18 protein-coding genes, 2 tRNA genes and 2 other annotated features are annotated in these 23,061 nt (G+C 42.5%); of the genes, 13 read left to right on the forward strand and 7 right to left on the reverse strand.

Features of this window, described 5'->3' with window-relative positions:
• Positions 1–359 precede the first annotated feature (359 nt).
• Entirely contained in the window at positions 360–1,319 is a 960-nt protein-coding gene (locus L1611_RS19790; RefSeq protein WP_236315400.1) for a YaaC family protein, read from the reverse strand.
• A 123-nt stretch (positions 1,320–1,442) separates the two neighbouring features.
• Here L1611_RS19790 and guaB point away from each other — a divergent pair, with 123 nt between their 5' ends.
• The 6 genes from guaB to L1611_RS19820 all read left to right on the forward strand — a co-directional run bounded on the left by guaB (position 1,443) and on the right by L1611_RS19820 (position 8,428).
• The gene (guaB, locus tag L1611_RS19795) at positions 1,443–2,900 is read left to right on the forward strand and encodes an IMP dehydrogenase (RefSeq protein ID WP_236315401.1); all 1,458 of its coding nucleotides are present in this window, start codon (positions 1,443–1,445) and stop codon (positions 2,898–2,900) included.
• Between the two features lie 173 nt (positions 2,901–3,073).
• On the forward strand, positions 3,074–4,420 hold the full coding sequence (locus L1611_RS19800; protein ID WP_236315402.1) for a D-alanyl-D-alanine carboxypeptidase family protein: 1,347 nt from the start codon (positions 3,074–3,076) through the stop codon (positions 4,418–4,420).
• A gap of 272 nt (positions 4,421–4,692) precedes the next feature.
• A complete protein-coding gene (gene pdxS, locus L1611_RS19805; protein WP_225067496.1) occupies positions 4,693–5,577 on the forward strand; it encodes a pyridoxal 5'-phosphate synthase lyase subunit PdxS in 885 nt (294 codons plus the stop codon).
• Between the two features lie 24 nt (positions 5,578–5,601).
• A complete protein-coding gene (pdxT, locus tag L1611_RS19810; RefSeq protein WP_236315403.1) occupies positions 5,602–6,195 on the forward strand; it encodes a pyridoxal 5'-phosphate synthase glutaminase subunit PdxT in 594 nt (197 codons plus the stop codon).
• Positions 6,196–6,234: 39 nt separating this feature from the next.
• Positions 6,235–6,458, forward strand: a binding site (T-box leader).
• A 259-nt stretch (positions 6,459–6,717) separates the two neighbouring features.
• Positions 6,718–7,995: a serine--tRNA ligase gene (serS, locus tag L1611_RS19815; protein WP_236315404.1), complete on the forward strand. Its 1,278-nt coding sequence runs from the start codon at positions 6,718–6,720 to the stop codon at positions 7,993–7,995.
• 340 nt (positions 7,996–8,335) lie between these two features.
• A tRNA-Ser gene (locus tag L1611_RS19820) sits at positions 8,336–8,428 on the forward strand.
• Between the two features lie 199 nt (positions 8,429–8,627).
• On the opposite strand, the gene L1611_RS19825 is transcribed toward L1611_RS19820, so the two are convergent.
• The gene (locus L1611_RS19825) at positions 8,628–9,704 is read right to left on the reverse strand and encodes a bifunctional 3-deoxy-7-phosphoheptulonate synthase/chorismate mutase (RefSeq protein ID WP_236315405.1); all 1,077 of its coding nucleotides are present in this window, start codon (positions 9,702–9,704) and stop codon (positions 8,628–8,630) included.
• Between the two features lie 215 nt (positions 9,705–9,919).
• Positions 9,920–10,137 (forward strand) — a binding site (T-box leader).
• 253 nt (positions 10,138–10,390) lie between these two features.
• On the opposite strand from L1611_RS19825, the gene aroC reads away from it, so the two are divergent.
• From aroC to aroA, 4 genes are read left to right on the forward strand one after another with little or no spacing between them, the layout of a single operon-like run.
• Positions 10,391–11,557 carry a chorismate synthase gene (gene aroC / locus L1611_RS19830; RefSeq protein ID WP_236315406.1) on the forward strand — a complete coding sequence of 389 codons (1,167 nt, stop codon included), beginning with the start codon at positions 10,391–10,393 and terminating at the stop codon, positions 11,555–11,557.
• Positions 11,558–11,588: 31 nt separating this feature from the next.
• Entirely contained in the window at positions 11,589–12,683 is a 1,095-nt protein-coding gene (gene hisC, locus L1611_RS19835) for a histidinol-phosphate transaminase (RefSeq protein ID WP_236315407.1), read from the forward strand.
• Between the two features lie 13 nt (positions 12,684–12,696).
• Positions 12,697–13,797, forward strand: a complete 1,101-nt coding sequence (locus L1611_RS19840) for a prephenate dehydrogenase (RefSeq protein WP_236315408.1) — start codon at positions 12,697–12,699, stop codon at positions 13,795–13,797.
• Between the two features lie 10 nt (positions 13,798–13,807).
• Positions 13,808–15,094, forward strand: a complete 1,287-nt coding sequence (aroA, locus tag L1611_RS19845) for a 3-phosphoshikimate 1-carboxyvinyltransferase (protein ID WP_265738531.1) — start codon at positions 13,808–13,810, stop codon at positions 15,092–15,094.
• Positions 15,095–15,358: 264 nt separating this feature from the next.
• On the opposite strand, the gene L1611_RS19850 is transcribed toward aroA, so the two are convergent.
• The 3 genes from L1611_RS19850 to L1611_RS19860 all read right to left on the reverse strand — a co-directional run bounded on the left by L1611_RS19850 (position 15,359) and on the right by L1611_RS19860 (position 18,261).
• Positions 15,359–16,030, reverse strand: coding sequence for a deoxynucleoside kinase (locus L1611_RS19850; protein WP_236315410.1), 672 nt, complete (start codon positions 16,028–16,030; stop codon positions 15,359–15,361).
• Positions 16,027–16,668 (reverse strand): deoxynucleoside kinase, encoded by a 642-nt coding sequence (locus tag L1611_RS19855; protein WP_236315411.1) that lies wholly within the window; start codon positions 16,666–16,668, stop codon positions 16,027–16,029. Before L1611_RS19855 ends, L1611_RS19850 begins: the two co-directional genes overlap by 4 nt.
• A gap of 195 nt (positions 16,669–16,863) precedes the next feature.
• Positions 16,864–18,261: a PhoH family protein gene (locus L1611_RS19860; RefSeq protein WP_236315412.1), complete on the reverse strand. Its 1,398-nt coding sequence runs from the start codon at positions 18,259–18,261 to the stop codon at positions 16,864–16,866.
• A 386-nt stretch (positions 18,262–18,647) separates the two neighbouring features.
• Here L1611_RS19860 and L1611_RS19865 point away from each other — a divergent pair.
• Positions 18,648–18,723 (forward strand) — tRNA-Arg (locus tag L1611_RS19865).
• Positions 18,724–18,948: 225 nt separating this feature from the next.
• Here L1611_RS19865 and L1611_RS19870 read toward each other — a convergent pair.
• Positions 18,949–21,249, reverse strand: coding sequence for a phosphatase PAP2 family protein (locus L1611_RS19870; protein ID WP_236315413.1), 2,301 nt, complete (start codon positions 21,247–21,249; stop codon positions 18,949–18,951).
• A 422-nt stretch (positions 21,250–21,671) separates the two neighbouring features.
• Here L1611_RS19870 and L1611_RS19875 point away from each other — a divergent pair, with 422 nt between their 5' ends.
• Both L1611_RS19875 and L1611_RS19880 read left to right on the forward strand, forming a co-directional pair.
• The gene (locus tag L1611_RS19875) at positions 21,672–22,040 is read left to right on the forward strand and encodes a hypothetical protein (RefSeq protein ID WP_236315414.1); all 369 of its coding nucleotides are present in this window, start codon (positions 21,672–21,674) and stop codon (positions 22,038–22,040) included.
• A gap of 392 nt (positions 22,041–22,432) precedes the next feature.
• Positions 22,433–22,696 carry a hypothetical protein gene (locus L1611_RS19880; protein WP_236315415.1) on the forward strand — a complete coding sequence of 88 codons (264 nt, stop codon included), beginning with the start codon at positions 22,433–22,435 and terminating at the stop codon, positions 22,694–22,696.
• A gap of 85 nt (positions 22,697–22,781) precedes the next feature.
• On the opposite strand, the gene L1611_RS19885 is transcribed toward L1611_RS19880, so the two are convergent.
• Complete coding sequence (locus L1611_RS19885) at positions 22,782–22,979, reverse strand: alpha/beta-type small acid-soluble spore protein (protein WP_225067508.1); 198 nt, start codon at positions 22,977–22,979, stop codon at positions 22,782–22,784.
• Between the last annotated feature and the right edge of the window lie 82 nt (positions 22,980–23,061).

A 23,061-nucleotide genomic window follows, 5' to 3' on the forward strand; every position in this document is an offset into this window, starting at 1 on the left:
AGTAGGACGTCGCCGGGCACCACAAGAGTAGTCGAGAGACTGCTCTTTTTTGTGTTTCAATCGATGTCCGCAAGGACATCAAGCAACGTTGAAGGAGAGAAGCCTGCAGCGTATGAAATATATCGGTGCGGATTCAACATTTATCGGTGTGATTTTGAAATATAACGGTGCACATCTAAAATATAACGGTGCAATTCGAAATTTATCGGTGATTGCCCAAAATAGGCAATAATCTTTGATTAACGGCGCGAATCCGTTCAATTCCAGCAAGATTAATCAAAACGGGGACAACAAACACCTGGCAGAGGATATTGTGTCCCGTCAATACATTCGCCGCGATCTGCATTCTGTTCAGTTTCTTAACTTGAATGCCCTTTCGTCTCTAAATACTCCATCAACATCAATGGAACTTTTACTCGAGAGACGGATAAAAACCTTGATATGAAAGGAAAATCATTGCTGGAGTAAGTATGAAACAAGTCTCCCCACCACTCTGTTTCGTACCGGCAGATCATGCTTAAGTTATAAAGCAATAGATAATGGACCATGACTTCGTTCAATGATATAAAACCCTCCCTCGCTGTCGGAAGGAAGGAATCACCGTAAAGATTTTTTTTGATCAATGGATTTTTCCGTGCATTTTTCCCATTTTCGATGACAAAATTTGATTCTGTATATGTAACCTTAGAATCTGTAAATTGTTGTTTTATGAACTGGATAAATCGGCTATCGGTCATATGCAGATGATCCAAAATTTGGTCAGGAACTGATAGTGAACCACAGGAAGTCACACCAACTGGCAGTAAGGGTGAATACCCATTGATTTGTTGAAACAAATCATTCATTTCCGGTACATGGCCAAGAAGGTCCTGCATTTGAAATTTATCTCCCTCATAAGCTTCCAAATGAAAGAGTTGTTTGCATAAATATGGATATAATCCATTTTTTTGAACTTTGATTTCATCTTGTAAAAATAAATAATTCATCTTTTTCCGTTTTCTGGTGGTGACCCCATGGGCTAACAAAGCTGTGGATTCGGGGTAAAAAGGGTCCACTGTCAGCAGACAGCATTTGATCAATTGAATCATCCCATAGTAGAGAAGGACAGGCTGCAGTTCTAGCGGTGAGTTTTTACATAAATCGAAATATCTTTTGCCATGTGTTAAATAATAGATGAAACTATAGCAATTCCGGTAGCTAAGTTCATCACTCGTTAAAGTGGTTTCCAATTGTTGGTAGCACCCCTTTAGGTATCGCTGTGTGGATGAGGCACTTAAAAACTGATCGTAGCTTTTCCATTCATTCAATGACATCTCCATGAGTTCACATCCATATAGCGCAAATTTTATGAAAAGTCGAACTTATTACTGCTTTCTTGACAGTAGTTTACCCCATTGTTAATCTACAAATAATATTTAAATCGACTAAGGAGAGTGGGACGAATGTGGGAAGAAAAATTTGCACGAGAAGGACTAACGTTTGATGATGTATTGCTTGTTCCTGCAAAATCATCTGTACTGCCAAGAGACGTTTCAGTAAAAACGCAGCTTTCTCAAAACGTGAAATTGAACGTACCAATCATCAGTGCAGGGATGGACACAGTGACAGAGTCAAAAATGGCTATTGCTATGGCAAGGCAAGGCGGGGTTGGAATTATTCATAAGAACATGTCTATTGAAGAACAGGCGGAACATGTCGATCGTGTAAAACGTTCAGAGTCCGGTGTCATTACGAATCCATTTTATCTCACTCCCGATCGCCAAGTTTTTGATGCTGAACACTTGATGGGCAAATATCGAATTTCCGGTGTTCCGATTGTAGACGAAGATCGCAAACTGGTGGGTATCATCACGAACCGTGATATGCGTTTCATCCAGGACTACTCGATTAGGATCAATGAAGTGATGACCCATGAAAATCTCGTAACAGCACCTGTGGGAACGACTTTAAAAGAAGCAGAGGAAATTCTTCAAGAGCATCGAATTGAAAAGCTCCCACTCGTTGATGATGAAGGTGTGCTAAAGGGTCTGATCACGATCAAGGACATTGAAAAAGTGATCGAATTCCCGAATTCCGCCAAAGATCAGCACGGAAGGCTTCTTGCAGGAGCTGCAGTCGGGGTGACCGCAGATGCCATGATGCGTGTGAAAAAACTAGTCGAGGCTGGAGTCGATGTGCTTGTCATCGACACAGCACATGGTCACTCTGAAGGTGTTCTTCATAAGGTGAAGGAAATAAAAGATGCCTATCCGGATGTTACGATCATAGCAGGAAATGTTGCGACTGCAGAGGGGACACGTGATTTGATCGAAGCTGGTGCTGATGTGGTAAAAGTCGGTATCGGACCTGGATCAATCTGTACAACTCGTGTTGTTGCTGGTGTCGGCGTTCCGCAGATCACCGCCATATATGAGTGTGCAACAGAAGCAAGAAAACATGGCGTACCGATCATAGCAGACGGTGGTATCAAGTTCTCAGGGGACCTTGTCAAAGCCCTCGCTGCAGGGGGACACGCTGTCATGCTGGGCAGTCTTCTTGCAGGGGTCGATGAAAGTCCAGGAGAACGTGAAATTTATCAAGGACGCCAGTTTAAAGTGTATCGTGGTATGGGATCAATCGGTGCGATGGAAAGAGGAAGCCGCGATCGTTATTTCCAAGAAAATAATCAAAAGCTTGTACCTGAAGGAATTGAAGGACGAGTTCCTTATAAAGGGCCGTTAACAGATACAATTCACCAGCTTGTAGGAGGGTTGCGTTCCGGAATGGGCTATTGTGGTACGTCTTCTATTGATGAGCTCCGCGAAAATGCAATGTTCACTCGCATCACGAACGCAGGTCTTCGTGAGAGCCATCCGCATGATGTTCAAATCACAAAAGAAGCGCCGAACTATTCTGTTTAAAACGGACAGGTAAGCCGTTTGTCACACAATTGTTATAAAAGATGCGATAATTTTACTATTTTCGATTATTTTCAGGCAGTGGGTCATCCACTGTCTATTTTTTTGAAAGTTGTTATGGTACAATAACCTTTGTTGTATTTAGGGTTGGAGGTGCAAAAAGGTTGATAAACCGAATGAAACGTACAGTCATCATTGCGTTGGCCATGTTACTTGTAGTCACGGGATTTTTAACATCAACAGCAAATACAGGTTATGCTGCTCCTGACTTGCAATTGGAGGCTGAATCAGCGATTTTAGTTGATGCCGAAACAGGAAAGATTCTGTTTGAAAAAAATGCTGATTTATTACTGCCGCCAGCAAGCATGACGAAAATGATGACGGAATATTTGATTTTCGAAGCCGTTGAAGAAGGAAAAATCAGTTGGGATACCCCAGTTAAAATAAGTGATCGTGTACATAAAGTTGCACAAGATTCAAGTCTTTCGAATGTTTGGCTTAGAAAAGATGCAGATCCAGATTACACGATTAGAGAACTATTTGAGGCAGCTGCCATTTATTCTGCAAACGGTGCGACGATGGCTATTGCCGAAACGATTGCCGGTTCTGAAGCGAACTTCGTCAAAATGATGAATGATAAAGCGAAAGAACTTGGCCTGGAAAAATATGAATTCTACAACAGTACCGGATTGAATAATAGTGATCTGAAAGGGAATCACCCAGTAGGGAACGCGAATGACATGAACATGATGTCAGCTCGTGATACTGCCAAACTGGCATACCATTTATTGAAGGACTATCCAGAAGTTCTTGATACGGCGAAAATACCTGAAAAAACCTTCAGAGAAGGTACAGAGGATGCAAACCGTATGATCAACTGGAATTGGATGATCCCAGGCAATCCACAAGGTTATGGACTTGGGTATGAAGGGGTAGACGGATTAAAGACTGGATCTACTGACCTTGCAGGTTATTCCTTTACTGGGACAGCACAACGAAATGGAATGCGCATCATTTCAGTAATCATGAAAGCTGATTCATACAATGCACGATTTGAAGAATCCAGGAAACTGTTAGATTACGGATTCAATAATTTCAAGAAGCAAGACGTTATAAAAGCGAATTATGAAGTCAAGGACAAGGCTACATTACCTGTTGTCAAAGGGAAACAAAAAGAAGTGGCAGTGAAGTCGACTGACGCACTTTCGATTGTCCTAGCCAATGGAGATGAAGAAAAATATTCACCCAAAGTGACGTGGGATAAAAAAGCGTTGAATAACAAAGGCCAATTGACTGCACCCATTAAGAAAGGGGACCAGGTCGGGACTCTTTCACTCGAATATTCTGGTGAAGATGACTATGGTTATATAGATGAAGCAGCTAGTAAAAAAGCTGGTGTTCCGATCGTCGCACAAGCAGATGTCGAAAAAGCAAACTGGTTTGTGTTGATGATGCGTGGTATTGGTGGATTCTTTGGTGATATCTGGTCAAATGTCGTTGATGGAATCAAAGGTCTGTTTTAAACGAAATTCATAAGAAGGGGCTGACTCTCAGGGTCAGTTCCTTTTGTATAACGAGTGGATGTTTTTTGAAGAATAAGTTTATCTAAGGGATATATCGTGACGCTTCCACAGAGCTGGGACAGTTCTTCCAGATACACAAACATTACCAGCCATATAAGGTAGAATAACGTAGTATCTGGATAGGCATCAGTGAGGAAAAGTGATACAATAGTGTAGGATTTAAGTATAATTGGAATACATCAAAACACACCTATTGAATGGGGGAATCATACATGGTACAAACAGGTACTGATCGTGTAAAACGTGGAATGGCAGAAATGCAGAAGGGCGGCGTCATCATGGACGTTGTCAATGCCGAACAGGCAAAAATCGCTGAAGAAGCAGGTGCGGTTGCTGTAATGGCTCTAGAACGTGTCCCTGCGGACATCCGTGCAGCAGGAGGAGTTGCTCGTATGGCGGACCCGACAATTGTCGAAGAAGTCATCAATGCAGTCTCTATTCCCGTAATGGCGAAAGCACGTATCGGCCATATCGTCGAAGCACGTATACTTGAAGCACTAGGTGCGGACTATATCGATGAGAGTGAAGTTTTAACACCTGCAGATGAAGTTTTCCATTTGAACAAGCGTGACTTCACTGTACCTTTCGTATGTGGTGCGCGTGATCTAGGCGAAGCGACACGTCGTATTGGTGAAGGGGCATCAATGCTTCGTACAAAAGGTGAACCAGGTACAGGGAATATTGTGGAAGCAGTCCGCCATATGCGTCTTATTCAATCTCAAGTTAAGAAGGTTGTCGGCATGAGTGAAGATGAGCTTATGACAGAAGCGAAAAACCTTGGTGCACCATATGAAATCCTTCTTCAAATCAAGAGAGAGGGAAGACTTCCTGTCGTTAACTTTGCAGCAGGTGGAGTTGCATCTCCAGCAGACGCAGCGTTGATGATGGAGCTTGGTGCTGATGGCGTATTTGTAGGATCGGGAATCTTCAAATCAGACAATCCTGAGAAGTTTGCTCGTGCGATTGTTGAAGCGACAACGCATTATCAAGATTATGACTTGATCGCTAAATTATCTAAAGGTCTTGGAACGGCAATGAAAGGTGTCGAGATTTCTTCTCTACAACCATCAGAACGTATGCAAGACCGTGGATGGTAAGGAAACGCAAAGGAGACATCAAGAATGGTCACAGTAGGTATTCTTGCCCTTCAAGGAGCGATTCGGGAACATGCACGGGCCCTTGAAGCGAGTGGAGCAAATGTAAAGATCATCAAACGAATAGAGGATCTAGAGGATATTGACGGCCTCGTTGTGCCTGGTGGGGAAAGCACGACAATGCGTCGATTGATCGATAAATATGAAATGTTCAAGCCTTTACAGGATTTTGCGAAAACTGGAAAACCAGTCTTCGGGACTTGTGCAGGACTGATTTTGATGGCCAGGGAGATAATCGGTCAAGAGCAAGGACATCTGGAAGTGATGGACATGAAGGTTCACCGAAATGGATTTGGCCGTCAACGTGAAAGCTTCGAGGTTCCTTTAACCGTCAAAGGCCTTGAAGGAGAAGGAGACTATATCGGCGTCTTCATCCGTGCACCTTACATTGATTCTGTTGGTCCAGGTGTGGAAGAGTTGGCTACTTTCCAAGACAGGATTGTTGCTGCTCGCCAGGGAAGATTCCTATGCTGTGCCTTCCATCCTGAATTGACAGATGATCATCGAATGCATGGCTATTTTGTAGGAATGGTTGAAGAATCGAAAAAAACATTTGCATAACATTTTAAAATAGTGTAAATTACTACTAACACATTTTCAGAACGAATGTTGACAGGAACAGTAGCAGGTCTTCTTTGTGAAGAGAGTCGATGGTTGGTGAGAATCGGCCAAAGGAAACTTGTGAATCCATCCTAGAGTAAAATACTGAACAAGCGAATGCTTTAGTATGTATTTTCGGTCCGTAACCGTTATTTTACTAGAGTGGTATCATCTTTTTGGTGATACAACTAGGGTGGCAACGCGGGTTAACTCTCGTCCCTTCTTATAAGAGGGACGGGAGTTTTTCTATTCTTGGACAAATGATAAACTTCGAATATCCGACGTACAGAAGGTGCTAGTACTGCTGTTGTCACAGGACGTGGCGAATTAAGGCAGTGGTCGTTTCTTATTTGTCCAAAGATGGTGATAAACGGCGGATTACGGCGTTATTCGTTTTTTTGATTCTCAATATGCCTTGTACTTCTTGTTACTAAAATCGCCAACTGAGAATAAAAGAGCCAATAAATCAAGGGAGGAATATACATGTTGGATTTGAGATTTGTCCGTGAAAATTTTGATGAGGTAAAGGAAAAGCTTTCTACCCGTGGGGAAGACATTTCCGGTTTGGATCAGTTCCAGGAGCTTGACGAAAAACGCCGTGAACTGATCAACAAAACGGAACAGCTGAAAAGTGAACGGAACCATGTATCCAAAATGGTTGCTGAATTCAAACGTGAAAAAAAGGATGTTGATCAACTGATCAAGGAAATGCGTGAGGTAGGGGAAAAAATCAAGGCATTTGATGACGAGCTCCGTCAAGTTGAAGAAAAACTCCAAAGCATCATGCTTACTCTCCCGAACATTCCTCATCCATCTGCTCCTATAGGGGTGGATGAAGAGGATAATGTCGTCGATCGTGATTGGGGCGATATCAGAAAGTTTGATTTTGAACCGAAACCTCACTGGGATGTCGCCGTTGATTTGGACATTGTAGACTTTGAGAGAGCAGCTAAAGTGACAGGAAGCCGTTTCGCCTTTTATAAAGGCCTTGGTGCCCGCCTGGAACGTGCATTGATCAATTTCATGATGGACTTGCATGAAGACAAGCATGGCTACACTGAAATTCTGCCACCATACCTTGTAAACCGTGACAGCATGACGGGTACTGGACAACTTCCTAAGTTTGAAGAGGATGCATTCAAAATCCGTGAAGAGGATTACTTCTTGATCCCGACTGCGGAGGTACCTGTGACGAATTTACACCGTGATGAAATTTTGTCCCTGGAAGATCTCCCGAAGGCCTATGTGGCATTCAGTGCATGTTTCCGTTCTGAAGCGGGATCTGCAGGACGCGATACACGGGGATTGATCCGTCATCACCAGTTCAACAAGGTCGAGCTTGTCCATTTTGTAAAACCGGAAGATTCTTACGAACGGCTAGAAACCTTGACAGGACATGCTGGAAAGGTGTTGCAGCTCTTAAAGCTTCCATACCGTGTGATGAGTATGTGCACGGGTGACCTGGGCTTCACAGCAGCGAAGAAATATGATATCGAAGTTTGGATTCCAAGTTATGAAACATATCGTGAAATTTCTTCTTGCAGTAATTTTGAAGATTTCCAGGCACGTCGTGCAAACATACGATTCCGTCGTGAACCGAAGGCGAAACCAGAATATGTCCATACATTGAATGGGTCTGGTCTAGCGATTGGACGTACGGTGGCTGCCATTTTAGAAAATTATCAACAGGAAGATGGTTCTGTCGAAATTCCTGAAGTTCTACGCCCATATATGGGAAATAAAACGGTCATCTCCAGATAAAAAGCTTTGTTAGATTTTAATGTTGAACTAACCGAAATTCGAGACACTCCTGCGGTTACAGCGAGCCAGGCGGGACTCCATAGCAATTTAAGGATCTTGACTAACAAAACCACCACGTCCTATGGTGAACCCATCGAAGCCAGCACATCCTGTACAAGTGAGCGAGGAGGCTTGCGGATCGCCAGCAGAAAGGGAATGAATTTCTCAAAAATCAACAATAAGATAACAGAATAATTTTAAAAATAGGGGAAGGCGGCAAATTAACCGCCTTTCTTAAAAAGTGTCGAATTAATGGTTGACTTATCGTTTTTTGCGATGCTATAATGGTTTTTGTCAGTGCGGAGGTATACCCAAGTCTGGCTGAAGGGAGCGGTCTTGAAAACCGCCAGGGGTGTAACAGCCCGCGGGGGTTCGAATCCCTCTACCTCCTCCATTAATTAAAAATCACAGCGCATAATACAACGGAGATTGTATGTGAATTTTAAAATTCGTTACTTATTACAAGTAGCGAATTTTTTTATGTCTTTAAAGGCAGCCAATCTAAAAGGGGACGCAAATACCATTTGGATCATCCCTCTAAACACAAAAAAACCAGTGCTGAAAATAATTTTCAGTACTGGTTTTTAAAAGGTTTAAGCCTGGACTGGCTGGGTTGCTTTTAATTTATGCATGAATTCGATGAATTCAGGGATATCCATCTGTTGCGCGGAATCCGAAAGGGCGACTGCTGGATCGGGATGTACCTCGGCCATGATACCATCTGTTCCGATTGCCAACGCAGCTTGAGCTGCTGGTAGCAACAGGTCCTTCCTTCCTGTCGAATGCGTGACGTCTACCATGACTGGTAAATGCGTCTCCTTTTTCAAAATCGGTACAGCCGATATATCGAGTGTATTTCGAGTTGCTCGCTCGTAAGTTCGGATGCCTCTTTCACAAAGGATGACCTGGTCATTCCCTGTAGAGATGATGTACTCAGCTGCGTACATGAACTCTTCAATCGTTGCAGACATACCACGTTTCAATAGAACCGGCTTCTTGACAGAACCGGCAGCCTTCAATAAGTCGAAGTTTTGCATATTCCGGGCACCGATTTGGATTACGTCGACATAATCCGAAGCCTGTTCAAGGTCATTCGGGTTCATAATTTCACTGACGACAGCCAGGTTGAATTCATTAGCGACTTGACGTAAAATTTTCAGGCCTTCAAAGCCCAGACCCTGGAAATCATATGGGGAAGTCCGTGGTTTGAATGCACCGCCTCGTAACAGGGTCAGTCCTTGATCCTTCATCGCTTTTGCTACCTGGCGGACTTGTTCATAACTTTCTACTGCACATGGTCCAGCCACGAAATGGGCCCTTCCATCACCGATCATTTCACCCTTTACATTGATGACTGTATTTTCAGGTTTCCTTTTCCTTGACACAAGCAATGCTTTTCGGTTATCTTCCTTCTGCAGTTCTAAGCTCGCTTTGAAAATGGTCTTGAAAATATGTTGAAGTGTGGATGTTTCAAATGGTCCTTTGTTGTTTTCTGAAACTAAGTTTAGAAGCTGACGCTCACGTACCGGGTCAAAACGATTAATGCCCTGAGCTTCTTTAACTTTACCGATCTTCTGTACGATTTCTCCTCGTTGATTGAGAAGCTCTAAAATCTTCATGTTGACATCTTCAATTTCTGTACGCAGTACCTCTAATTCATTCGACACCATTTCTCCACTCCTTTTGATTTTTCGGATTTCGAATATTGTTTACGACTTTAAAGGAAAGAATATAGTTATGTCAATAGGAAATTTTTTAAAAATTTTACGCTTTAAACCGCGAAAGTGATTATATCAATAATGTAAGCGTATCCAAAAAAATGTTATGAAAATTTGGGCTTTACAAAGTTCGCATCCCATGTTAAAACTTAATATAACTTAAATATTCAAACGCAATGACAGGATACAAGTAGTGTTGATCTCCCTGTATAAGAGAGCTGATGGTTGGTGCGAATCAGTACAAAGATGAACATGAATTACACCCTTGAGCTTCTTTTTTGATCATTCATCATTTTGATTGAAAAAGACGGTAATGCCGTTAACCGAATGAGTGACGGAATAATTCCGTAATAAGGGTGGTACCGCGACTTCAATCGTCCCTGCTGTAAAAAGCAGGGGCGTTTTTTTTACGGCTAAGAAAGGTATAAAAATTTTGGTTACGGTGAAGAATGCTAGCTCCACCGCCCAACCACTCGGATCACTTCAGTCCTCCTGCGGCGGTCGATACACTGATTTAGTTCGAAGTGATTGCTCACGCAGAACCGAACTTTGTTTGGTTCGAGCCTCCTCGCCGGACTTCCAGTGACCTTTGTGGTTAACCAGGGCGTTTTATTAATTTTTAGAAAGGGGTGGATGGTATGAGATACCTGACAGCTGGTGAATCTCATGGACCTCAATTGACAACCATCATCGAAGGAGTCCCATCAGGCCTATCTTTGGTGAAAGAAGATATAAACAATGATTTAGCTAGAAGACAAAAAGGATATGGCAGAGGGAGACGAATGCAGATCGAGCGGGACCAGGCGAACATCCTAAGTGGAGTCCGCCAAGGATATACACTAGGCTCTCCCATCACGCTTACTGTGGAGAACCGTGATTTCCAACATTGGAAAAAGATCATGGGTGCGGATCCACTTGAAGATGATGAAGAAGTGAAGCGTCAGATTTCAAGACCCCGTCCGGGCCATGCTGATCTGAATGGTGCAATCAAATATGGGCACCGGGATATAAGGAACGTACTGGAACGTTCTTCAGCAAGAGAAACAACCGTCAGGGTTGCAGCAGGGGCGGTGGCGAAACGGATCCTTGCAGATTTAGGAATTAAAATTGCTGGCCACGTAGTGGAAATCGGAGGAGTCAAAGCAAGCCGGGTCACATATGAGTCCATTGAAGAAATGCAGCAGATTACAGAAGAATCTCCTGTCCGCTGCCTAGACCCAGACGCAGGAGAAAAAATGATGCGGGCGATTGACGAAGCAAAAGAAAACGGAGATTCCATCGGTGGGATTGTAGAAGTGATAGCAGAAGGCATGCCGATTGGTGTCGGAAGCTATGTCCATTATGACCGTAAACTGGATGCGAAGCTAGCAAGTGCTATCATGAGTATCAACGCCTTTAAAGGTGTTGAAATCGGCATCGGTTTTGAAGCTGCGGAAAAACCCGGAAGCCAGGTCCATGACGAGATATTGTGGAACGAAGCGGAAGGATATACGAGAGGTACGAATAATGCCGGGGGATTTGAAGGCGGGATGACAACTGGAATGCCTGTTGTCGTACGCGGGGTGATGAAACCGATCCCGACGTTGTATAAACCGCTACAAAGTGTGGATATCGATACGAAGGAAGCATTCAAAGCAAGCATCGAGCGGTCTGACAGTTGTGCCGTTCCTGCAGCAAGCGTGGTAGCAGAAGCGGTTGTCGCTTGGGAACTGGCTGATGCGATCGTCAGCCAATTCGGTAATGACCAGATGGAGAAGATCAAGGAGAATATGAAGCGTCATCAAAGTCAAGCGAAATTGTTTTAGATGATCAAATACGAGCATAGGAGGAGATCCAATGAAAGTAAAAAAGCAGATGTTGTCTCTAAAGGCTTATGAACCTGGTAAATCCATTGATAATGTGAAAAAGGAACTCGGCCTTACAGAAATCGTGAACCTGGCATCGAATGAGAATCCATTCGGGTGTTCAGAAAAAGTCCAACAAGCCTTACAAGCGGTCTCCAATTATGCCCGTTATCCGGACAGTCGGGCTGAAGATTTGCGGGGGAAGGTGGCAAACCATCTTAGGGTAAGTGAAAATCAGCTTCTTTTCAGCAGCGGTTTGGATGAGATGATCCAAATGATCAGTCGTTCGCTGTTATCGCCGGAAACGAATGTAGTCATGGCTTCCTTCACGTTTCCCCAGTTCAGGCATCATGCTGTAATCGAAAATACGGAAATCCGTGACATTCCCTTAAAGGATGGGCGACATGATCTAGAGGGCATGCAACAAGCCGTCGACGAACAAACAAGTCTTGTCTGGATCTGTAACCCGAATAACCCGACTGGAACGTATGTGAATGAAACGGAGATTAGAAGTTTTTTGGAAGCCATTCCAAACGATACGATCGTCGTTCTGGATGAAGCCTATTATGAATACGTCACTGCGAGTGATTATCCGGATTCAATGGAACTTATCGATGAATATGACAATCTGCTTGTTTTACGGACATTCTCTAAGGGTTATGGATTGGCTGCTTTCCGTATCGGCTATGCGATTGGACATGAAGAGCTTATGAGTAAACTTGATATTGGCAGGTTGCCATTCAATACATCAAGATTCGCACAGATTGCTGCACAAGCGGCTCTGTCCGATGAAGCGTTTGTCAGGAACTGTTCAGAGCGGAATTTTGAAGGGCTCCAGCAGTTCTATACCTTTTGTAATGAATTTAAAGTTCCTTACTATCCATCTCAAGGAAATTTTATCTATATCGAACCAGGCAAAAATCCAGAGGAGCTCTTCCAATTTCTGATACAGAGAGGTTATATCGTCCGTCCTATCAAAGACGGGGTCCGCATTACAATAGGTAAAAAAGAAGATAACGAGGGTCTGATCAAGTTATTGAAAGAGTTCATGGAGAATGAGACATCGAGTATTAAACTAACATCATAAGGAGACCAAGACAGTGGAGAGACGTGTTTTACTCATTGGGGTCGGACTGATTGGAGGATCGCTCGCGCTTGCAATCAAAAAAGAGCACGATGTTCGAGTCATCGGCTACGACCCTAATGAAGAAAATTGTAAGCTTGCAAAAAGCCTTGAAGTTATTGACGATCATACATCAGACCTTCAAAGTGAAGCCGAACAAGCGGACCTGATTATCCTTGCAGCTCCAGTCGAAGAAACGATCAAGCTGCTTGATAATTTCAAGGACTATCAGTTTAAACAAAATGTCATCATAACGGATGTAGGTAGTACAAAAGTTCATATCGTAAACAAAGCAGAACAATTAAATGATAAAGGTGTCACCTTCATCGGTGGTCATCCGATGGCGGGCTCACATAAATCCGGGGTCGGCAGCGCTAAGCTTCATCTTTTCGAAAATGCTTTCTATGTCCTGACAATCTTTCCAAAAACACCAGAAGAGCAGGTTGATGCTTTGAAAGACTGGTTGAAGGGAACGAAGGCGAATTTTCAAATCATGGAGCCGGAGGAGCATGATCTGGTCACCGGGATCATCAGCCATTTTCCACATGTGATGGCGGCGAGCCTCGTCAGGCAGGTGAAAAGTCATGCCCATAGGAACGAGCATGTGACCAGGCTAGCCGCAGGCGGATTTCGGGATATAACGAGAATTGCTTCGAGCAGCCCATCGATGTGGCGTGACATCGTACGACACAATCGTCATATCCTTTTATCTTTACTCGATGAGTGGGAAAAGGAAATGGAAGGTGTGAAAAGATTAGTAGCCCGTGGCAATAGTGAGGAGATCTATGATTATTTCGTAAGTGCGAAAAAATATCGGGATTCGATGCCAACAGGTTCGAAAGGAGCAATCCTTGCTTTTCACGATCTTTATATAGACGTAGCAGATCATGTCGGGGTCATATCGGATGTGACGACGATTTTAGCCGAAGCAAAAATAAGTATCACGAACATCCGTATCATTGAAGCAAGAGAAGATGTATTCGGCGTGCTGAGGCTAAGCTTCCATTCAGAAGAAGACCGGCAACAGGCAAAGGTCTGTTTAGAGCAGCATCAATACCAAACGTATACGACGATGTAGGAGGGTGCAGATGAAGACGTTAAGCAGGTTAGTGCAAACAGGTTTGACAGGAACCATCCGGGTACCCGGCGATAAATCGATTTCCCATCGAGCTGTCATGTTCGGCTCTATCGCTCATGGAAAGACAATGGTGGATGGATTTTTACCTGGTGAGGATTGTCTGAGCACTATTGATTGTTTTCGTAAATTAGGGGTAGAGATCCGGCAGGAAAATGATCATGTAGTGATCAATGGCAATGGAATCGAGGGGCTTCGAGAACCAAAAGACATATTGGATGTTGGGAATTCAGGTACGACCTGCAGACTATTGTTAGGGGTTTTAGCCAATACACCGTTCCATTCTTGTGTGATCGGGGATGATTCCATAGCGAAAAGGCCGATGAACCGGGTGACTGGGCCATTACGGGAAATGGGTACGAAGATTGATGGACGTGATACGGGGAATTATACACCGATCAGCATTCGTGGTGGGAGCTTGAAGGCGATCGATTATGTGTCACCTGTCGGCAGTGCCCAGGTAAAATCTGCCGTGTTACTGGCTGGATTACAGGCGGATGGGACGACGACATTGACTGAACCTCATCATTCCAGGGACCATACTGAGCGTATGCTGAGGGCTTTCGGATGTGAGGTGGTTGTTAACGACTTGACAGTCTCTTTAAAAGGAGGCCAGTCACTCACTGCGACACACATCGAAGTGCCTGGTGATATCTCCTCAGCAGCTTTTTACCTGGTAGCTGGTGCAATTGTACCGAATAGTGACCTTACCATTGAAAAGGTAGGGATCAACCCGACGAGAACTGGAATCGTCGATGTATTAAAAGAGATGGGTGCAGAAGTAACCGTTACCAATCAACAAACGGAAACCAGTGAACCTTTTGCAGATGTCCATATCAAGACATCTTCATTGGAAGGGATTGAAATCAGCGGTGATTTGATTCCGCGATTGATCGATGAGATTCCAATCATTGCACTTGCAGCTACGCAAGCTAAAGGAACAACTGTAATCAAGGATGCAGCCGAGCTGAAGGTGAAAGAGACGAATCGGATCGATACGGTCGTGAATGAATTGAAAAAGCTCGGTGCCCAAATCGAAGCAACAGAAGATGGGATGATCATTCATGGAAAAGCGGACCTGGTTGGTACCACTGTAGATAGCCATGGTGACCATCGGATCGGAATGATGCTTGCGATTGCATCCTGTCTAGCAGACGGAGAGACAGTAATCCAAAACAGTGAAGCTGTCCACGTTTCTTATCCTGCATTTTTTGAACAATTGGAACAACTGAGGAAATAAACCATATGCGAAAAGCTGATCCCGTTAAGGAACCAGCTTTTCTTGCTTTTTTAAAGGGTCAGAAAGTATAAAAATTTTGGATACGGTGAAGAAATGTCCAGCTTCAACGCCCATCCACTTGGATCACTTCAGTCCTCCTGCGGCGGCAACACATTGATTTAGATTGAAGGGTTTACCCACGCAGAACCGAACTTTGTTTGGTTCGAGCCTCCTCGTCGGACTTCCAGTGACCTTCGTGGTTAACCAGGGCGTTTTCGCTTTTCCTTATATATGCTGCAGATTCTTGTTTCCGTTGATCGTTTTACCAATGTGTTTCAAAATCGGTTCGACGGATGAAGGGTTTTTCAACAAATCGTAATCGTTGATATTCACCTTCAATACCGGGCAAGTTGTAAAACTGTTGATCCAATTTTCATAGCGCTCATGCATTTCTTCCCAATAAGCAATCGGTGTCTGCTGTTCCATCGGACGTCCGCGCAGTTTGATGCGGTCGATGATGTCCTGCAGGCTTCCTTCGATATAGATCAATACATCAGGATGAGGGAAGTAAGGGGTCATCACCATCGCTTCGAAGAGGCTGGTGTACGTTTCATAATCAATGTTCGTCATCGTGCCTTTTTCATGGTGCATCTTGGCGAATATCCCTGTATCCTCATAAATGGAGCGATCCTGGACGAATCCCCCGCCTTTTTCATACATTCTTTTTTGTTCTTTAAATCGTTCTGCTAGGAAATAGATTTGCAAATGGAAACTCCAACGTTCGAAATCTTGATAGAACTTGTCCAAGTAAGGATTGGTATCTACTTTTTCCATCGATGTTTCAAAGCCGAGGCTGTCAGCAATCGCGTTCGTCATCGTTGATTTACCGACCCCGACGGTACCGGCGACAGTTATGACGGCGTTTTTAGGAATCTTGTATTTCTCGAGGGCGTTCATTGCTTCACTTCTTTCTTATGAAAAGTCTCTTCAACCATCTTCAAAATTTCGGAAAGCTGGTCTTGGTTCTGGACAAAGTCGGTTTTGTCCCCGTCGATTGTCAATACGGGAATGTCAGGATGAAGCTTTTGGAACTGGTACATGAAGATTTCATAATCAGAAGATAATCGCTTCAAATAATCAGGGCTAATATTCTTCTCTATGTCTCTCCCTCTAAGTGAAATACGCTTCAACAAAGTTTCCAAGCTTGCTTTTATATAAATCACCATATTCGGTGCAGGCATATCCTTGGTGATGATCTCGAAAATCTGCATGTACTTTTGAAAATGGACCTCTTTCAGCGTACGCATTGCAAATATACGATTTTTGAAAATATGATAATCGGATACGACCGGTTTTCCATGCTTTAAATAGAACCGTTCAATATCTTCAAGCTGCTTGAATCTGTTGCAGAGAAAGAACATTTCTGTCTGAAAGCTCCACTCTTCGATATCATCGTAAAACTTACCGAGAAATGGATTCTCTTCAACAATTTCTTTAAGAAGATGGTAATCATATTCCTCACTGATCGCTTTGGCTAAAGATGTTTTACCGACACCGATAGGACCTTCCACTGCGATGAAGGGAGTCTTATCCATAAAAGTGCCTCCTATGTACGAAATAGACAAATACAATTGTAGCATATACCATCCTATATCGACAGGATCAAAAATAAAAAGCAGACTCGAAAAGAGTGCCCGATTCCTCATTGAATGGGTAATATGCCATGTAAGCTTCTGGTATATGATCCCCTTGAGAATGAGGTTGATCAGGCACTTTAGAGCCCCGTTAAATTATAAATATCGGGCTGCTTTTTCAGCCAGGTTCGATCGTTCTGTCCTTGAAAGACGGATAATCCCGATTTCTTCTTCGCATTTCAGCCTTTCAATCGTATAGGTAAGCCCGTTATTTACCGAATCCAGGTAAGGATGGTCGATTTGGTCCGGGTCACCAACCAGGACGATCTTGGTCCCTTTACCGACACGGCTGACAATCGTCTTTACTTCATGTTTCGTCAGGTTCTGTGCCTCATCTATGATGATGAACTGATTCGGAATGCTGCGCCCTCTGATATACGTCAATGCTTCAACTTCCAGGTTCAGTTGTTCGATTTCTTTCTCGATCTTCGGTATGCCGCCATTTTTATCATTTTTCTTATTGGAATCCGGATCGATGTTGAAAAGCTGCTCAAGGTTATCAAAGATCGGCTGCATCCATGGCCGGAGCTTTTCATCCTTTTCTCCAGGTAGATACCCGATATCTTTGCCCATTGGTACGATTGGTCGTGCAACTGTAATTCTGGAGTAATGTTTCATGTCCTGCGTTTCATGAAGAGCAGCTGCCAGTGCAAGCAAAGTCTTTCCTGTACCAGCCCTACCGATTGCACAAACCATTTCCACCTTCGGGTCTAGCAGTAATTCCAGAAACATCCTTTGTTCGACATTCTTAGGACGTAAACCCCAGATGAAAGAATCATCATCCGTGAAATAAAAAGGTCGGCAAACCAATCGGTTCGTTTTTTTGAGGACCCGTCCTACAGCGGATTGGTTTGTTCCAGCATTACTTTTCAACAATAAGAAGTCTTGTGGGTTCACTTCACTTTGAAGGTATTCAGACAACTGCTCAAGGGGAAGTTCATGGTTAGCATGAAAGGTATTGATGAATTCAGGGGGCACCTGAAGTTCGTGATAACCTTTATGAATCGTGAGGGAGCTCTCAACGAGACGGTCATTTTCATATAATTGCGCCATGAAGTTAGGCGTGTTGTGTGACTTCTTCAACGCGTCCGCCTTTGCAATCAGCAGGATATCATTAGAAACTAAAACAATATCGCGTTCAGGCTGTTCAATCGCAATGTTGACCGCCACTGCAAGAATCCGATTGTCATTCGAATCCTCATTGAAAATGCTCTTGATGTTTTCAAAAGAGCGATGATTCAATTCGATGACGAGTGTCCCGCCGTGATCAAGCGGGAAAGGCTCATGTAAACGGTCTTTATATTTCTCACGTAACGTCTTATACTGCCGGCCGAACTCCCGAGCATTCCGGCCCACCTCATCTTGCAGCCGTTTTTTTGAATCAATTTCTTCAACCACTACAGCTGGGATGACCACATCATTACCTGCATACTTAAAGATTGAAGCAGGGTCATGTAAAATAACATTTGTGTCCAAGATATAGATCTTGTTCAAGGATCCAACCCCTCTCGAGAATGACTAGTATACGCGCTATAATTATAATTCGATTTTACACCTATCTTTACCTTTAATATCGGTTAAACTCATGGAAATGAATAGCATGAGGAAAAGATCTGGTAAAATCAACAAGCCATTATACCCAGCGGTTACCAGCTTTCCTTATATAATATGAGGCAATTCACTTTTCGGTATAGATTCCATCAAACATTTGTGTGTAAAATTTAACAATTCATCCTAACCGATGCGAAAGGGTCCTAATAGGTATATAATTATTTATATGTCTTGGATGTGCTCTTCATAAGTGAACATTGAAATTTGCGTTCAGTCATTTACGCAAGGACGATTTTGAGTTATAATGGAGAGTACGGTCCGGATTAAATGGCCCCGTAGCTCAGTGGATAGAGCGTCGGTTTCCTAAACCGTGCGTCGCAGGTTCGATTCCTGCCGGGGCCGCCATTATAATACTGCTATATCAACGTTTATCTGTAAGTGCCGAGTTTGTTCTTCGTCATAATAAACCATTTTCTTTTTTGGTACCTTCGGAGAAAAAACAAGCTATTAAAAGCAGTTGGATACATAATATTGCCTTTGTTATTGCACTTGTTCTTTAGCCATGCCGGGCGCACGAAAAAAACTGCCGACAAAAGTCGACAGTTTAGATTTTCGAATTACCATTTGCTATTATTTTGCTTTGATATGTGCAACGACACTATTATTTCTGTAAGTGATAGTTACCCTGTAACCATCAGCAGTTACATTATCGAATTTACCTTTCACCTTGTCGGCAGTCATTAAAGTAATGTTTGTAGCCTTTTCTATTTCATAATTAGAAAGATCCAAATTCAGGTCACCACCATCAAGGTATAACAGTCCATCAACATTTAGTTGACTGTTGTCATTATCCATTGCAATATCTAGGTTTCCAGCTTCCATTGTTAAATTGCCATTTAAATTTAAAGGTCCATCTACATTAACTAAAACTGCACCATTTTCTACATAAAGATCGCCTTCACCAAAAGCAGTCGTAGAAGTAGCTTCTAACGTTCCTCCTTGTAGCAATGTGCCTCCCGAATAACTATTATTTCCTGTCAATGTAAGCGTTCCTGTCCCTTGCTTGGTAAGCATACCACTGCCAGTAATATCATTTCTCCACCAATCATGGGCATTGAATCTACCTTTTGAAGCATCCATATCCACTGTTACATTACTTAAAAACGCACCATATCCATCAGATGCTGTTACCAAATCAAGTCTTCCCCAACCATTTGACTCGTCTATTACAGGGTAGCCTGATTCAATTTCTGTGGTATACAATACTTCTCTACGTTGTTTATCTGTCAAATAAGGCTGACGAGTTTCCAATAAAACTTCTGCCCCTTTAGGTACTACAGGGTCTAAACCTTTTGTTCCTGTTTGAGGTAATCCGTAAGTAAGTTTTTCCCGATAGAAAGCTTTATTTGCTTCATGATCTTCCCACTTTTTTTCATCGTACGCACTTTCAAACTTATAAGCCTCTGTTACCGTATGTGCATATTCGTACAAGCTCATTTCTTTTGATTCAGCTAATTCACCGAATACTTCTCCAGCATTTTCGTAAGCCTTATCCAATACCTCTTTGTTTTCTGGAAGATTGTATGCAAAGGCAGTCATTGCTGTAGATTGTATTCTTGCTCCTATAACATCAAGTGGAGAGTGCATTCCACTCACTATTCTATTTTCTCCCATTTGAGCTGCTCTTGTTAAAAATTCAGCATATCTTTCCGGTGTTGCGTATGCAAATCCGAATGTTGACAAATAAGATGCACTTGTATGACCGCTTGGAAAAGCTCCGTCTTTGCCTCTTCCGTCTTCCGCTTTTCTTTTTACATATTCTAATGCAGGAATTACTTCCACATTCGTTTCATATTGTTGGTAATGTCTTTCTCCCGTTTCTTTTTTACCACCTGAAGGTAATTCTTCTACTGTACTTTCCCCACTGCCGATTGTTTCCCAAACAGGTAAACCGTTCTTATCAACAACTTCTTTCACTTCTCCATTTGAATTCATTCTGTACGGTCTTGGAGAAGAGAAAAAGTACTTAGAAGGGTTTGACGAAGAAGGATTCCTAAATCTAATTAAATGAACTAAATCCATCGCATCTGATAGTTCAGAGCCCTTCCATTGTCCCATTCCTTGGCTTTGGTCTTCAACAGTCGTTTCTTCCAATACTTTATTCATGTCCTCTGTTGATCTTACAACACTTGTGATCGGGTTAACGATATCTACGTAGGTATTAGCCAAAGGCCCATAAGCTTCCATCATACTATATATCTTATCTCTTTGATCATCATAATAGGCCGCTAACGCCTCTTCATCTGTTCTGTTTTTAGTAACGTCTTCTACATATTTTATATTAGCTGCCCAAGTCTCTGCATCTCTGATTTCTTCGTTAGCATATGTCTTCTTATCTGCTACTACTTTTGTCTTATCATTTTTATATCCATCAAAATAAACGGTAGGTCCATCACCATATTTTGCAACCTCACTATTTGCACCTGGTTTAGTTAACGCTGTTCCGTCTCTCCAATCTGGTTGATTCATAGACCATATTTGATCAAAACCATCTAAAATATTAATAAAAGGATTAGTCGCAGCTATATTTTTTAAGATAGAATCATTAGCATTTCCACCATTATCCACTGTTGGTAAAGGTTTCTCAACTTCAGGAGCATCTATATTTACTTCTTCAGTAGTCCCTTGTGGCTTTGAAGGTTTTGAAAGCTTATCTTTTTTAAAAGCATTATTTGATGTAACTACTACTTCTGCACGAGAACCGTGAGGATATCCTTTGATTGAGCCATTATCAATCCCAGTTTGAATTTCATTTTTCGCCAAGCTCCGCTCGATATCAGAATATTGACTGGCGGCCTGAACAGGAAGCACAGAAGATGCCATAGTTAGCGTTATAAGTATTGTTATTGATTTTTTTTTCATAAATTTCATACCTTTTGTGTTTCTCCTTTTCTACTGCAAATTTTTAAATGATTAATTTTTAGATACTTTATTTTCTCCTTTAATATTTTATTCAATCTCTCAGACGAAATTTAAGAGGTTGAATACTTATTAACCACACAAATTTCACTATAAGGAGTGTATTTTATTTGAATATAGGGAAACTGTTAAAATTATGTAAATTTATGTAGCAGGTAGAGAGTTTTTACGAAAATTGTAGTTTTTTGTAGATATCCCAATAAAAGCATGTCATTTCATTAAGAAATGACATGCTTTTTGTTATTTAAGAGCTCTAGAGCCTACCATGCCCACTTCCGGTTAGGGAATCTTTAAATTGGTTTGAATAGGCCATATCGATTTCTGGTATAATGTAAAAATATACTTATTAGATTATTTATAGGGGTGTAGGGTAATTGGTAACAAACGATGTTTTCATGAAATTGGTAGAAGTCGCTGAGAAAATGGATTGTAAGGTTGTGTTCGGCGGGGACAAGAAAATCAGCTTCAACCCTAATATGACGATTACTGTTCCGCTATCCGCCACTTTGGAAAACGCGTACGCACTTGCCCATGAAATCGGCCATTTGATTGATTATAAAAATGGGGAACTGGATCATGATAGCTGGCTGAATGATTGGTCCTACCGGGTTACTGTAGAGATGAGTGCCTGGGTTCACGCCTACAAGCTTTTAAGTAGGCTGGGTATATCAACAGACGGATATCATGCACATGTGGAACAAAAGCTTTCGACCTATTTCCAGCATCATGAAGTAGTAGTTTAGCTATATATCCAAAGTGAAAAAACCATACAAATCGGAACGTCTTCCTCACAGAAGGCGTTTATTTTTACGGCTTATAAAGTATGAAAATTTTGGTTGCGGTGAAGTGATGTCTAGCTCCACCGCCCAACCACTTGGATCACTTCAGACCTCCTGCGGCGGCGACAGCCTCCTCGTCGGACTTCCAGTGACCTTCGTGGCTAACCAGGGCGTTTACGCTTTTCTTAATGTCTAGCTCCACCGCCCAACCACTTGGATCACTTCAGACCTCCTGCGGCGGCGACAGCCTCCTCGTCGGACTTCCAGTGACCTCCGTGGTTAACCAGGGCGCTTGCGCTTTTCTTTATCTTTAAATGTTACGATATAGAAAATCTGTGAAAAAGGTGAAGTTTTAAATGGGAAATACGATTAAACGGTCATTATTGCTTGGTTTACTTGCTTATATCATTTTTATTCCCTTAAATATCAGTTGGTATCTGATCATATATGAGGTATATGGTTATGAGGGCTCTCTTCATGTGGTTCAAAATGGTGATCTTTTCTTTCGTAATGTGGTCTACCTTTATCAGCATAAAGATATAATGGCCGGTACTATAGTGATCCTTACAATCATAGTCGCTTTTTTCGTTCAGATTCTGCGCCTGAAGGAACACACATAAGGTCATAAAGACCAAATTAAAAGGGTCACCTTATTCAGGATTGACCCTTTTACCAAGAAGAGGCACTAGCAAGATAGACATGGGATTAACGTCCGCCGCCTAATTGTGCTTGCGCTTGTTGAACAAGACGCTTAGTGATTTCTCCCCCAACAGAACCGTTTTGGCGAGAGCTAGTGTCTGGTCCAAGTTGTACACCAAATTCAGAAGCGATTTCAGTTTTCATTGCGTTGATTGCTCCTTGTGCACCTGGTACCACTAGTTGTTGATTGTTGTTTCGTGCCATTTCAATTCACCTCTATTCTACTTCGAATAAGTGGAGGTATTTACCACTTACGGTTAGTATGAATAGGGGCTCTTTTTTTATA

Origin of the sequence: Pseudalkalibacillus salsuginis (genome assembly GCF_021646685.1) — a bacterium.
GTDB lineage: Bacteria > Bacillota > Bacilli > Bacillales > Fictibacillaceae > Pseudalkalibacillus > Pseudalkalibacillus salsuginis.